This window comes from Leisingera coralii (assembly GCF_049056525.1).
GTDB lineage: Bacteria > Pseudomonadota > Alphaproteobacteria > Rhodobacterales > Rhodobacteraceae > Leisingera > Leisingera coralii.
Window position 1 is genome coordinate 96357 of sequence record NZ_JBHUPT010000017.1, and the last position, 12683, is coordinate 109039.

Sequence of the window (12683 nt, forward strand, 5' to 3'; positions counted from 1 at the left end):
CCTCAGTCCTCGGCCATGCGCAGAACCGCAAAGCCGGTGCCATCCGGCTGTGGTGCGGTCAGCAGGTAATAGTTTTTTGCCCCGATCTGCACTTGGTCCTGCTCAGCCAGATCGGCCACGTCCGTTTCCTTGCAGGTCAGGCGCGGGTCGCTGGCGTCGGCCTCATACTCGCCGAGCTGGGCGTTCAGATACGGATCGTCGAAGATGCCCCGGATGGTACGGGAAACGCCCCCCTGCGGCGTGACGGTCGCCTCGATGGCGAAATCATCAAGCTGCAGGAAGGCGTCAGCATTTTCCCAGGAAGGTGCAGGCATCAGCTTGCGCCGCCCTCGCCTTCACCCGACTTGGCTGCCGGTTCTTTCTTGGCGGCCGAAGCCTTGCCCTTGACCGCGCCCGGCGCTTCGACTTTGCCGCGCTTGATCAGGCCATGGGCTTCGGTAGCGGTCAGCTCGACGGTGGCCTTGGATTTCTTGATCCCGCCGTCCCAGACGAATGCGCTGGTGACGGTATAGGTCTTTTTCTGGGGCTTTTTCTGGTCGCTCATAGTCTCTTGTCCTCTTCCGGGGGAAATCGCCCTGGACACAACTGGCCGGGGCAAAAGATCACTGCAGGTTAGCTGGCGTCGGTGCCGTAGCAGAGGCCTGCCGGGTGGCGCAGAACGTAGTCGGCATCCTGCATGCAGACGATGCGCAGGCGGCCACGGCGGCTGTGGGTGTAGGGGTCGACGGTAATGTCGAGCCCGCCCCACATGCCGACCAGAACGTTGCCGAAATCACCGTGGAAAACGTCGCCATCCTGAATCTGATTGGTGACTTCGCCGCGATAGCCGTTCACGGTGTTGTCGCTCTCCCAGATCGGCGCCCCGTTGGTGCCCGAGAATTTCTGAGTGCTCTTGAAGTGGCCGCGCATCTTGGCGTTCTGCACATAGGCCATCCGGTTCACATCCGCGTTGGCTGCGGCGATCTGGCTTTCCATTTCGATCACCTCCGCCCAGGTCGGCAGAGCCGTGCCGCCGCCCGAAGCAGCGCCACCGAAATCGACCACGTTGACGCCATTGGTGTTGGCAATCCCCAGCGGCTGATCGCCGGTGCCCGTGCCATAGAAGCCCGCAAGATCCAGCGATGTCGCCAGAGCCAGCGCCAGATCGCTGCGCACCAGCGCCTCGATATCCATGCTGGACTGTTTCAGGGTGCGCCGGGTGATCTCAGAATAGGCCGCAACGGTCCTCGGCGAGAACTGGCGCTGCCCGAGGCTCAGCAGATCCTCGGCTGCCTCATCGTCTTCGCCGATCCAGTAACCGGTCGCACCGCCTTCCTGGGTCGGGATGTCCGGATTGCCCACCAGCCCCATCAGCGGCATCGCAAGCTGCAGCAGGATCGTGCGGTTACGCAGCATCTGGATGAAGCTCTGGGTCAGCAGCGGGTTTGCAATGGTGTTCCCGCCGGTATCCGCTGCAGTGGCGCCACCGCTGCCGGTGTTCAGCGGCGCACGCATTAGAACCTCCATCGGCACCATGATGCCCTGGGCATCGCGGCCCTGCGCATCCGCTGCGGCGTCCGAGGCCTCGAATTCAAAGGCTGCCGCCTCCTGCGCCGACCGGTCGGACGGGTTGGCCAAAGCACGGATGGCCCGCAAGAAGGAGAACTGCTCTGCCTCGCCATCGGTCAGGCCGATGCCGCCGCGCTCGTTGATCTGGCGATTTTCGGTGCTGCGCTGATGCAGATGGTCGAGCAGACGCTCGCGCATCTCCGAAACACCGCGCCGTTCCGCGATCATCTCGCTTGCCAGATCCGGCGCGTTGTATTCGCGGCCAAGCTCGGTCAGCTCGCGCACGCGGGTCGCTTCCTGCTCCTGTGCGCGCTGCACGATTGCAGTCTCAGCCTCTCCGGCACGCTCGAGCACCTCGACCACTTCGACGATCTTGCCGTCTGCGTCCACTTTAGCCCGGACCAGATTGCCCTCGGCGTCGCGGGTGATGATCGTTTTCATCTCACTATCCCTTTTATGAGTATCCGCGGGCTGGGTTTCCGCGCCCGTAACTTCTCCCGCAGCTTGCCGCTCCGCGGGGCTGCCGCCCTCTGGCGGAATTTCCAGTTCCCGGCCCACCCCGACGCTGGGATCCGCGGGAACCGGCACGATCGAGATCTCGTAGGGTTCCCAGCGCGTGACGGTCACCAGGTTCGGCTCCGCCTCGCGGTGTTCCTCTTCGATCCTCATCACCCGGTAGCCAACCGACACATGCCGCCGGATGCCGTCGATGATGTCCTGAAAAATCTCGTCAGCGCGCGAGCTGCGGCCGAACCGCACCACTGCGCGGCCGACGCCATCCGCATCAATGCGCGCACTTTCGACGACACCGATCTGATCATCCCAATCGTGCCCGACCAGAACCGCGCCGCCGTCGAGCAGGCGATCGAGCTGGACCGCTTCGGGCTCATGCGACAACACTTCATCACCGAACCAGCGCCGCACCGGTGTCGTGCTGGAAAACGCCAGCTCAACCGTGCGCCTTTCCTGATCGATCTCGCGAACCTCACCAGCCCGGCGCAGACCTCCCTCGGCCCGCGCATTGATCTGTTCCGGCGTGACCCCACGGGTCAGGGTGCGCCCGACAAGATCAGCCGGTGTTCGGATTTCCCTGGTCGGCCCCTTCACCGGCGTTTCCGGCTTCTGGGTCGGCTGCTTGGCCATTGCCCTGCCCTCCTTTGGATTTTGCTGAGATCAACGCCTCGATGACGTTTTCGGGAATTTTGGCCTCCCGCATGGCCGCGATGTCCGCGGCGATCTCGCCGTAGACCTCGCGCGGGTCGCGGCCGCGCTCGCGGATCACCTGGCCGCGGGACTTGAACAGATTGTCGACGGCCTCAGCGTCAGCCTTCACGTCCTTGGCCGGATCGATCCATTGCCAGCGCCGCGGCTGGAACCGCACCGCCATGAACTTCGACCGCTTGGCTGCGGGCAGCGGAGATCCGTTATCCAGAGTGATACGGTTGCTCAAAAGCGCATGTGCCAGCCACTGTTCATAGACCGGCAGCGCGAAGGCCTCGATCAGGCTTTCCTGCAATTCCTGCCATTGGTCGCGCTCACTCAGCACCCCGTGCCGGATGCTCGACAGGTTCACGCCTTCCAGATCATTCGCCAGATCATTGTAGGCAACTCCGAGCGCAGACGCCGCGCCGCGCAGCATGTGCTTAGAAAAGACCGCCAGCTCGCCATTCGGATACTGGCTTTCCACCTTCTTCATGCGCGCGCCGCCGGGCATCTGATGGTAGATCCCGCTCTCGCTTTCGAATTCGATCTCTTCGAAGGTTTCGCCTTCCTCGCCATCCTCGATCGCCGGGCCATAGCCCTCATCCCACTCGATCACGCCGACCTTGTTGGCGCCTTCGCGGGCGTTGTTCAGGGCGCTGCGTTCGAACTCGCCCAGCTGACGCATGCGCAACAGCGCCGTGGCCATCCAGGGCAAGCCCCGTTTCTGGCCCACGAAATCTTCTTCAAACCAATGGATGATCTCATCGGCCGGCACCCGGATGAACGCCCGGCCGGAATAGTGGTAATCTGCCTGCGACGGATCCAGCGTGGTGAAGTAATAGGCCATAGGACGGCCCATCTTGCTGTATTCGATCCCGGCCCTGATGAAGCGGCCGCCGGGCCGCTTTTCCTCGTCGAAATCCACCGGGCACAGAACCGGATCGAGCACCTGCAGAGCAAAGCCCCAAGGTCCGGCATCGCGCCCATAAACCAGGCGCACCATGAACTCGCCATCGGTGCAAAGACCGTTCACCAGAGTTTTCTGGATCTGGCGGAAGGTGCGGCGGCCTTTCACGTCGCAGTTGCGAGCCTTGCACCAGTTAAGCCAAGCCGTCTCGATTGCCTTGTTTGCGCCTGCGTCCGGCTTGCCATCGCCCTCGGACACCAGCGCCTGCAGCACCAGACCCTTTTGGCCGATCAGGTTGCGGCGCGCGCTCGCCTTGAAGGCCTTGGCATAACCGTTATTGGCTGCCTGCTCGCGCGATCGCGCCACCAGCACCCGCCAATTGCGGCGGATAATCTGATCCGCAGGCATGGGCGTGTTGGTCCAGCCGCTGGTCATGCGGTCGGTTTCGGCCGCGGCAAACATGCGCTGCCCCCTGCGGCGCGGCGCCATCAGCATCGGCGGCGTGCGGCGGTCTTGCTGCGCCTCGACCGGCGCTGATCGCTTGAACCAGTTTCTGATCATCGCATCCGAACCTTGATGACGCGGCCAAAGCCCCGGCGCGCGTTCTTTTTCGCGGCCAGCTCGGCGCGATAGCGGGCGCGCAGCTGCAGCAACTCGCTCAGCGGCGTGCGCTGCAATGACCGGTTGTTGATCTGGTAGCTTTGCTGATCGATGGTCGCGCGGTTCTCGATCACCGCCTCGATCGCATCCAGCACCTTCTGAACATGATCCCGGCTGTCAAAGTTTTCGCCCTGTGCAGACAGGTCCGGGGCGATGATCAGCTCGCCACGTTCGACCCGGCGCACGTACGAGCCGTCCGTCGCCCGGATCTCATAGGCATAGCGCCCGGGCTGCCACGCCGCGGTGACCGCTGCGGCGGCTTCGAAAAGATGGTCGACACCTTCCGCGCTGCTGGCGAGATCCACGACCGAATTGCCCCGCAGGTGCAGGGTCAGCGACCACTCTGGCGCTGGCAGATTCGGCAGCGCAACCACCGCGCGGAAGGTCAGCCCCGCCCCGATTTCCTTTGGAATTCCGCCCACGTTCTCGCCCTATTCAGTGCCTGCGCCGCCGACGCCGCTTGGCCGCCCAACCGCGCTTTTTCGCAGGCTCGCCTGTCGGCGCCTCCGGTGCCTCTGGCGGTTTTCCGTCTGGCACCGGATCAGACTGATCCGCAGGGGTGTCCTCGACCTCCTGGCCCTGCTCTTCCAGGGCGCGCACCAGGCGGGCAATGTTGGGGTTCAGGATGCGCAGCGCGGCATAGGCATAGACGCGGCAGTCAAAGGCCTCGTTTCTCGGGCGCACATTGTGCCATTCCCGCACGGCGAAACCTTTGACAAAACGGGTGCGCAACGCCTCGGCTGTGAACATGTCGAACCAGGCCGGATCGCGCCCAAGCGGAAAGTGGCAATAACCCTTGCCCGGTTCCGAGATCCGCGCGCGCTGCGCCACCACGACCTTTGCCTCGTCCACGCCGATCGGGTGCAAATGCACAGGGCGCTCGCCGCGTTGCCGGATCTTCGTCGGCGCCGTGACGATCGGGCGGCCCCAGCCGCCGACCCCCTTGATTGCAAACACCTTCCGGCCCAGCCGCTTTCGGGCGTAATCATAGGCCGCCTGTGTATAGCCGCCGGTGGTGCCGCCGGTATCGAGACAGGCGGCAGAGATCCGCAGCTCGGTGCCGGTTTCATGGCTCCAGGTCTCAGACAGCAGATCGTCAAGCTCCTGCCAGACATCCGGCAGCAGCGGGTCGCCCCACAAGGTTCGGTAGTCGACCGACCAGGATTCTTCGCCCACCCCCCAGCCAACCACCTCGACCTCAAGGCGGTCGGTCTGCATGTCGATGCCAGCGGTCAGCACACCGGCACCCATCGGCACCGGTGCGGAAAATTCCTCTGCCCGCTTCATCAGCACTCCAGACTCGAGCCGGTCGCCTTCCTCTTCCCAGGTCTCGGCAAGCGACACGTTCACGAATGTCTGCAGATCGCCCGCGGCCTTCTTGTCGAGGAAGGATTGCACGATGTCTTTCAGCCGCCGGAAACAGCTGTACAGCTCAGACAGGTGATAGGAGGCATGACCCCGAAACGGCTTCTTCGCGATCCAACCGCCGCCCTCGCGCTCGGCGTTACGGATCGCCGCCACCCGTTCCCCGTCATTCCAAGCGGTGCCGCAGCCCTCCCCCTCGCAAAGGTAGGTTGCCGTCTCGGGCAGGTGCTCGCCGTTTTCGTCCTTGTCCCAATCCACCTGCGACCATTTGAGGGTTTGCACATGGCCGCAGTGCGGACAGGCCACATTGAAATGCCGCTGATCGCCTTCTAGAAACGCGGTCTCGATCCAGCTTGCCCCTTTGAGCGTCGGGGTGCTGATTTCCAGCAGCAGCCGCTGATCGCCGAAGGTCGCCGCCCGCTGCCACAGCAGCCCCACCGGGTGGCCTTCCTGGGTCCGGTCATAGCCATCAGTTTCATCGCAGACGATGAAGGGCGCCGACCGGCCGCGCATTGTCTTCGGCGACCCCGACCAGCTGAACATCAGAAACCCGCCCGGATAGCTCTTCATGCGCTGGTTGTTGACGCCATCCCGCCCGCGCGGCTTGGCGATCAGCTCCTGCATATCGGTATTGGCGTCGACCAGCGGGTTGAACTTGGTTTCAAGCCAGGTGGTAAGGTCGCCCTGGCTCGGCTGCATCATCATCTGCGACACCGGGTCAAAGGCGATCCGATAAGCCTGCGCCGCCAGCGCCGTCTGCGTCTTGCCCACCTGCGCACCCCACATCAGGGTGACCCGCTCGCAACGCGGATCCGCCGTCATGTCGACCACCTCCCTCTGATATGGGGCATTGTCGAACCGCAGCGGGCCCGGCACGGCATTGCCGACCGGGATCTGAATATTCGCCTCGGCCCATTCCGAAGGTTTCAGCTTGGGCGGCGGCCGCAGGAATGCGCGGGCCCGGCGCGATGCGCGAATGACCGCGCGGGCATTGGAAAAATCAGCCCGGGCGTTCACTCACCTTTCGCCCCCTTGTCCTCTTCGTCCTCGCCGCCTTCAATGTCTTCCTCGAAGATCAGATCATTGTTGGCCAGCGCGGTCAGCGCCTGATCGACCTCTTCCAGCAACACTTCCTTGAACGCGGTTTCGTCGGTCTCGCCGATCAGGCGCCGGGCAGCCCGGCTCGGCACCACATTGCGCAGGCCTGCCCGCACCTCGCCAAAAGCCTTCTGCAGGGCGCGCTCGAGCTGCTCGACCGGCACCACCTGTTCCCGAGCCTTGGCAAGGTCCAGCTCGGCCTGTTCGGTCTCGGCTGCCAGCTTGCGCAGGATCAGCTGTTCCTTGGTGGCGCTGGGGCCATGGTCGGCCTGCGCCCGGATGTCATCATCCCGCCAGCTGCGCACCTCGGCGGTGTTGAACTTCCAGGCCCGGCCGCGCCCGCCGCGCTGCACCACCGGGCAACCACGGCGCACCCACTCGTCGACGGTTGGCAGCGACACACCGTTGATTTCCGCAAGATCCGCGCGGTTTACTTCTCTGCCACGTACTTTCTTCTTATTCACAGCCACTTACGCCCCCGGCAAATAGAAACCGCCCAACTGGGCCGGAAACTCGCAATTTTACTTTCTCAGCTCGATTGTTCGTTTTCTGTCAGCAACTTGCGCGATCTAAATAATAAACAACCCTATCCCCCGGCCCCACGCACAAATGATTTTCTGCGCATACGCATACCCACATGGTGCTCCCCCTTGGGAAGGACCCGCGAAAGCATCCGGCGGAAGCCGGACGAAGCTGCGCTGCCGATCTGCGAAGGCGTCGGCAACAGCCAGCCAGCCAAGGCTACCAGCAGCAGCCAAGGCGGCGGATCTTCTTGCACCACGATGGTTTGAACGCTTTCGCTGCGCACGCTCGTGCGGCCTTCGCTTTGCTCAATGCTGCGCGCTTGCGGGCGGATGATCCGTTGATCGGAGAACACGGCCTGCCCCACCGTTTGCGCGTTGGTGCGCCCGGCCTGCACATTCGCTGCCAAGTTTGGGCTGCCTCCGATAGCGCCCGCCAGTTTCCCGGCGAGTGAGCCACAGGCCGCCAGAGCTAGACAGAGACAAAGGCCCGGCAGCAAGCGCATCATGCCGCCCTTGCAACCGCTTCAAGGCACATGTTGCGTTCAGACAGCCGCCGGTTTGTGAGTCCCTGCCACACCTGGCCACCGGCCCGGTTCCAGCGTGGCAGCTCCTGACAGGCGCCGACCAGGTCGCCCGCATTTGCCTTACGCACCAGCGTCGAGCGGCAAGCCGCGCCCGGCCCGACATTGTAGGTCCAGGATACAAGGGCAATTTTCATGCCAACCGGCACGTCGGCCGTAAGGCAGCGGTCCAATGCGGCTTCATAGCGCCCGATTTCTTGCGCGAGCATCTGATCGCATTCCGCCTTGGTGTAGCTGTCGCCAGGCTGAACCCCTTTCGTCTTGCCATAGCAGACCGTCCAGACGCCCACCAAGTCCTGATAGGCGGAGGTGCGCAAACCTTCCCATTGCCCGACAAAGGTGACGGCTGCAGCCAGCGCAACGCCGCCAGCGCCCAGGACGCCGACGCTGCGCCGGGAAACCGCCCCACTGTCATCCGCTCGGAACTCCCGCAATACATCAGTCAAACCCGCCTGGGCGATCAGTCGCGCCGGGATCGCCATCGCGTTAGCCAGGGCGGCCAGCGCGGCGAAAACGATGGGATCGATGCCCAAGAGGCCAGGAGACACCAGCGAGACAGACACCGGCACCGCCGACATGATGCACGCCAGGGCGATCAGCCGAACCGACCATGCGCCTTTGGCTGTTTGTTTCCAGTTTTCAATAAGTTTCATGGCAAAGCTCTCCTTTCACCCCGGCACCGGGGCATTGCCCGATCACTTTCGATGAAGGATTTCGCGGATCTCGCCACGCATTTCGCGCACGTCCTGACGCACCTCAGCCCAGCCCGCGCGGTCTTCTTCGCGAAGCTGATCACGTGCCTCGAGAGACTGCTGCAGCAACTCGATCTGTTTTTGGTTTGTGAAGATGCGACGCACCAGCCAGACAGCACCAGAGGCAACGGCGGCAACCGCAGCGACTGCCAGCCCGGTCGTTGCCTGTTCAATGCGTTCGTGTAGCGTCATCGGCGCGCCCTTGTGCTCGTTTTGAGCACAGTCGCGCAAAGCGGAAAAAACTGCCTATGGCACTTTTCCCTGAATGTTCAGTCAAAATTCTGCGGGCAAAATGCGGCTTGCTTCAACTTTGACTGGATGAATGATTGAAGCCGCGAAACGGAGCCTGAGGAAATCAGGCTCCGATCTGCATTAGGCGGCGCACCAAAGGCACCTTTACTCTTTGCTCCGAACCACTTCGAGGAAGTTTTCCACGCTCAGAAGCCAGCTTTGCTGATCTTCGTGGTATGATTGGTGTATCGCTTGCGGCAGCACCAACCTGAGGCTCTGCTTTAGCATCTCATCGGTCTGCGTTCTTGAAATTGCCGGTTCAAGCGTCAGCAGATGCTTTTCCTGGATTCGATCGGCCTCAGCCAAAACCTGCCGCCAGCGATCTTTACAGGTCGTCTTGGCCGCAAGCATAGTCAACCTGGCCGCAGGAAATGCCAGGTCCGCATACTCTGCTTCGCCAGGAAACAGAAAGTCCGCTGCGTTCCGTTTTTCGGTAGTCGCCTCACGCTTGTAGCGTACTGCGTTTGCCTGCAATACAGCCTCGATATGGTGGCCGAAAGCATAGCCCGCCCGGGACTTCCGACGGTTCTGTACGCCAAGTGAGAACTTCAGGAAACCGTCCACATCTACATCGCTTCCCGATACGAAACCTGTTCTCAAACGCTCTGCCAGTACTTCCTTTTCCATGTGGCGGAACAAAGCTTCTTCGTGTTCCATCCATGCCATCAAGGTCTTGTCCGGCTCAGCCACAGGATCGACATCCTTCAGCGTGTCTCTCGCGAACTTGGAGAGCTTGGCTGTAGGCGGAAAAACCAATCCGAACTTTTTCAGCAGTTGCTCGAACGCGGCTGGCGTTGCTTCCTCAGGTTCAATGCCGATTTCCTCTAGGACAAATCGTGCTGCGAAATCGACATCACGTCCCCCTTCCCCCACAATATCTCGCTGAGACAACTCAAAGTCGCTGGTCAGGGTTAGACCAAACAGCCAGAGCAACTTCTGCTCAATCGAACTGCCTAACGGACACAGTATGGCCAGAACCTTCCGGTCCGCCGTCATACATAGGAAGAGCGTATCGTTTTCCTTGGCACGATAAACGACGGGTTCTGCCGCAGCAGGATAATAAAGGCGGTATTCGGGTGAACGGTGCGGCTGTCGTTTTCGGCTATTATACCAGGTTCCGGTCAGCTCAAGGCTTACCGGATCCTCTCCGCTGTCATCCATCCAAAGGTAGGTGACAGGGATAGTTTCACGGCCAGTAGGTGTGCCGACAAATGCTCGGAAGACATCCACGCCCTGGAACTCATGCCCCCGCGAGACTTTGGGATCGACTTCAGTTCCCCTAAGGCTTTTCGCCGCAGCACCAATAAAGTATTTCGATAGAAATCCACGGCCCGACAAACGTTCTACTCCTTCAGTTCAGCGGAACCCCTCAATCACGAGCTCCGAGTCGGCAGTCAGCAACCATTGGGAGAGAGAGTCAATCGCATCTCCCGCGACCATTTTACCCTTTCCCTTCAGAGCACATTCCCAAACAACTGCCACACGCCAACCCTTGGCCTTTAGTGCCTTCCTGTTCCTGAAGTCGCGTTCAACATTTGTTCGGATCTTGTCACGCCAAAACTCCTCACGGCTCGCTGGCCACTTGAAGAGCGGGCAGTCGTGACCATGCCAGAAGCAGCCGTTAACGAGTACTACCGCTCGATGTTTCGGCAATACCAGGTCTGGCTTGCCCGGCAAGTCTTTAGCATGAAGCCTGAAACGAAAGCCGCGGGCATGAAGCCCGCGCCTTACAATCATTTCTGGTTTGGTATCGCTGCCACGGATGGCTGCCATGTTCCGGCTGCGCGTTGCCTTGTCGTGTACATCAGGCAACAGCAGCTACCGGGATTTTTTGCTCTTCTTCAATCAGATGCCTGATGTGCGGCTCCATAGCTCGCGCAACCTCGGCGAACACGGGCACTGCGACGGAATTGCCAAACTGTTTGTAGGCCTGCGTATCAGATACGGGGATCTGAAAATCTTCCGGATAGCCCATCAGACGGGCACATTCTCTGGGTGTGAGCCGTCGGGGGTTCTTACCTTCGCCGCGGCTAACAAGAATTTCTGAGCCGTCTTTGTAGTACCGGGCTGATAGCGTCCGAGCGATACTATCCCCATCGACAAGTCCAAACCCGAACCCGTTTCCCTTGGCCTTATGCTTCGCAGCGTAATTTTGCAGGTAAGCCCAAAGTTTGTCAGTCAGCGTGTACTTGCTGTTGACGATCGCGTCGTTGCCCAGCGTGAAATGTCCTTCCGGATCTTCGGTGCCATCTTCCGGGTGTAGAATATCCCGCATGCGCTTGATGCCATAAGGCGGGAGTGAGACGTCATCGAAGCTAAAGGGTACGTCTTTTCGGAAGCCGACAATGACGATACGTTCCCGGTGCTGAGGTACGAAGTGTGCCGCATCAATGACCCGCGGTTCAGGCACAAAATATCCAAGTTCATCCCGCAGCTTTCGCATAATCACTTCGAATGTACGGCCCTTATCATGGCTGCGCAGGTTCTTAACATTTTCAAGCAGGAACGCTGCTGGCCTGTGATGCTGAAGGATGCGCAATACGTCGAAAAACAGCGTCCCCTGTGTCTCATCTTCGAAGCCATGCGCACGACCGAGTGCGTTTTTCTTAGACACCCCAGCGATAGAAAACGGCTGGCAAGGAAAGCCCGCCACGAGCACCTGATGTTCCGGGATGCTATCTGCGTCGACCTCGCGAATATCACCTTCGATTGGGCGGTTATCTTTATAGTTTGCATCGTATGTCTGCTGAGCGAACCGGTCCCACTCGGACGTAAAGACACACCGGCCGCCTATGCTTTCCATAGCCTTGCGCAACCCGCCTATCCCTGCGAAAAGATCAATGAACGAGAACGCTGGTGCGCCTTCTGACGGCCTCTTGGCATCGACAGTCATTCGCAGGACTTTGAGAACCGCTTCGCGAGCCGGTTCATCACCACGTTTCCAGCGATATACATGACCTTCGGAGTAACCAAGCAGCTCAGCCGCTTCAGAAACCGACAGTCCGGCCTTCTGAAGCAGAAGTTCAAATTCATTCATCTGTTATCCTCGCTCGACCAGAAAGACGAAACTTCCTCTGGGTATTTTTTTGACAAGGTGCGAGATTTCACCCCAACACGCAAGAACATTCAGCTAACTCCAGTCAGTTTTTGCCTGACATGGCCGGGGCGACCTTAGCCGCCCTCGCTAACCAACCGAGCTCGCCAGTACTCCGCATCATCCAGCAATCTTTTTGCGGTCTTCTGCTCGACGCCCATCTCGCGGGCGATTTCATCGAGTGACGCCCCGGTATCCCAAAGGAGCAACGCATGGTCAGCCATGTATGCTTTGCGCAGCGCAAAGCAGCTTGGCAGTTCAATGATGCAATTCGCGTGACTGTGGCTCAGAAGGTCTGCTGCCTCGCGGCCGATCATCTTCGCAATCCGATGTTCAACGTGCATCTCTCCAGGCACATAGAGCTGGCGCCGCCATTTCCGGCTGCCTTTGGCGCGTGTACCCTCGACCAAGCGAACGGCATTGCCACGACCAATCACCTCGGCAATCTCGGCGACGGTCTCCGGCAGCGGCACATTGCGACCACGCGATGCAGCAAACTCGGCCAGAGGATAGCGGGCCACCTCCGGCAGCTCGAGCTGCATTTCGACAGACCGCTTTGAAGATTTTCGTGGCGCGGGGCGCCCAGCGCGCTGGGCTTCTACCAACAACTTGCGGAGCTGGCGGTTCTCGGCTTCGAGGTTCTGAAGTTCCCCCATCAAT

14 protein-coding genes are annotated in these 12683 nt (G+C 60.8%); all 14 read right to left on the reverse strand.

The annotated features are described in order from the left end of the window. Positions 1 to 2: 2 nt before the first annotated feature. Positions 3 to 314, reverse strand: coding sequence for a head-tail joining protein (locus ACFMBG_RS07040; protein WP_421053994.1), 312 nt, complete (start codon positions 312 to 314; stop codon positions 3 to 5). Further along, on the reverse strand, positions 314 to 544 hold the full coding sequence (locus ACFMBG_RS07045) for a hypothetical protein (protein ID WP_421053995.1): 231 nt from the start codon (positions 542 to 544) through the stop codon (positions 314 to 316). The genes ACFMBG_RS07040 and ACFMBG_RS07045 overlap by 1 nt, the downstream gene beginning before the upstream one ends. Before the next feature lie 68 nt (positions 545 to 612). Continuing rightward, positions 613 to 2691, reverse strand: a complete 2079-nt coding sequence (locus ACFMBG_RS07050; RefSeq protein WP_421053996.1) for a phage major capsid protein — start codon at positions 2689 to 2691, stop codon at positions 613 to 615. Beyond that, positions 2618 to 4219 (reverse strand): phage portal protein, encoded by a 1602-nt coding sequence (locus tag ACFMBG_RS07055; protein WP_421053997.1) that lies wholly within the window; start codon positions 4217 to 4219, stop codon positions 2618 to 2620. Before ACFMBG_RS07055 ends, ACFMBG_RS07050 begins: the two co-directional genes overlap by 74 nt. Next, on the reverse strand, positions 4216 to 4740 hold the full coding sequence (locus tag ACFMBG_RS07060; RefSeq protein WP_421053998.1) for a hypothetical protein: 525 nt from the start codon (positions 4738 to 4740) through the stop codon (positions 4216 to 4218). Before ACFMBG_RS07060 ends, ACFMBG_RS07055 begins: the two co-directional genes overlap by 4 nt. A gap of 13 nt (positions 4741 to 4753) precedes the next feature. Beyond that, entirely contained in the window at positions 4754 to 6700 is a 1947-nt protein-coding gene (locus ACFMBG_RS07065) for a phage terminase large subunit family protein (RefSeq protein ID WP_421053999.1), read from the reverse strand. After that, positions 6697 to 7251, reverse strand: a complete 555-nt coding sequence (locus tag ACFMBG_RS07070; RefSeq protein ID WP_421054000.1) for a terminase small subunit — start codon at positions 7249 to 7251, stop codon at positions 6697 to 6699. The genes ACFMBG_RS07065 and ACFMBG_RS07070 overlap by 4 nt, the downstream gene beginning before the upstream one ends. Positions 7252 to 7367: 116 nt before the next feature. Then, positions 7368 to 7811, reverse strand: a complete 444-nt coding sequence (locus ACFMBG_RS07075; protein ID WP_421054001.1) for a bacteriophage spanin2 family protein — start codon at positions 7809 to 7811, stop codon at positions 7368 to 7370. Further along, a complete protein-coding gene (locus ACFMBG_RS07080) occupies positions 7808 to 8539 on the reverse strand; it encodes a lysozyme (protein ID WP_421054002.1) in 732 nt (243 codons plus the stop codon). Before ACFMBG_RS07080 ends, ACFMBG_RS07075 begins: the two co-directional genes overlap by 4 nt. 42 nt (positions 8540 to 8581) lie before the next feature. Next, the gene (locus ACFMBG_RS07085) at positions 8582 to 8830 is read right to left on the reverse strand and encodes a hypothetical protein (protein ID WP_421054003.1); all 249 of its coding nucleotides are present in this window, start codon (positions 8828 to 8830) and stop codon (positions 8582 to 8584) included. 204 nt (positions 8831 to 9034) lie between these two features. Continuing rightward, complete coding sequence (locus ACFMBG_RS07090) at positions 9035 to 10267, reverse strand: type II restriction endonuclease (RefSeq protein WP_421054004.1); 1233 nt, start codon at positions 10265 to 10267, stop codon at positions 9035 to 9037. 18 nt (positions 10268 to 10285) lie between these two features. Then, positions 10286 to 10741 (reverse strand): very short patch repair endonuclease, encoded by a 456-nt coding sequence (locus tag ACFMBG_RS07095; protein WP_421054005.1) that lies wholly within the window; start codon positions 10739 to 10741, stop codon positions 10286 to 10288. Further along, the gene (gene dcm, locus ACFMBG_RS07100) at positions 10734 to 11966 is read right to left on the reverse strand and encodes a DNA (cytosine-5-)-methyltransferase (RefSeq protein WP_421054006.1); all 1233 of its coding nucleotides are present in this window, start codon (positions 11964 to 11966) and stop codon (positions 10734 to 10736) included. The genes ACFMBG_RS07095 and dcm overlap by 8 nt, the downstream gene beginning before the upstream one ends. Before the next feature lie 134 nt (positions 11967 to 12100). Beyond that, entirely contained in the window at positions 12101 to 12679 is a 579-nt protein-coding gene (locus tag ACFMBG_RS07105) for a hypothetical protein (protein WP_421054007.1), read from the reverse strand. Positions 12680 to 12683 lie beyond the last annotated feature (4 nt).

Excerpts from the sequence above, each read along its gene's own strand:
- ACFMBG_RS07040 (WP_421053994.1), bottom strand. The coding sequence starts at position 314 with ATGCCTGCACCTTCCTGGGAAAATGCTGACGCCTTCCTGCAGCTTGAT.
- ACFMBG_RS07045 (WP_421053995.1), bottom strand. The coding sequence starts at position 544 with ATGAGCGACCAGAAAAAGCCCCAGAAAAAGACCTATACCGTCACCAGC.
- ACFMBG_RS07050 (WP_421053996.1), bottom strand. The coding sequence starts at position 2,691 with ATGGCCAAGCAGCCGACCCAGAAGCCGGAAACGCCGGTGAAGGGGCCG.
- ACFMBG_RS07055 (WP_421053997.1), bottom strand. The coding sequence starts at position 4,219 with ATGATCAGAAACTGGTTCAAGCGATCAGCGCCGGTCGAGGCGCAGCAA.
- ACFMBG_RS07075 (WP_421054001.1), bottom strand. The coding sequence starts at position 7,811 with ATGATGCGCTTGCTGCCGGGCCTTTGTCTCTGTCTAGCTCTGGCGGCC.
- ACFMBG_RS07080 (WP_421054002.1), bottom strand. The coding sequence starts at position 8,539 with ATGAAACTTATTGAAAACTGGAAACAAACAGCCAAAGGCGCATGGTCG.
- ACFMBG_RS07085 (WP_421054003.1), bottom strand. The coding sequence starts at position 8,830 with ATGACGCTACACGAACGCATTGAACAGGCAACGACCGGGCTGGCAGTC.
- dcm (WP_421054006.1), bottom strand. The coding sequence starts at position 11,966 with ATGAATGAATTTGAACTTCTGCTTCAGAAGGCCGGACTGTCGGTTTCT.
- ACFMBG_RS07105 (WP_421054007.1), bottom strand. The coding sequence starts at position 12,679 with ATGGGGGAACTTCAGAACCTCGAAGCCGAGAACCGCCAGCTCCGCAAG.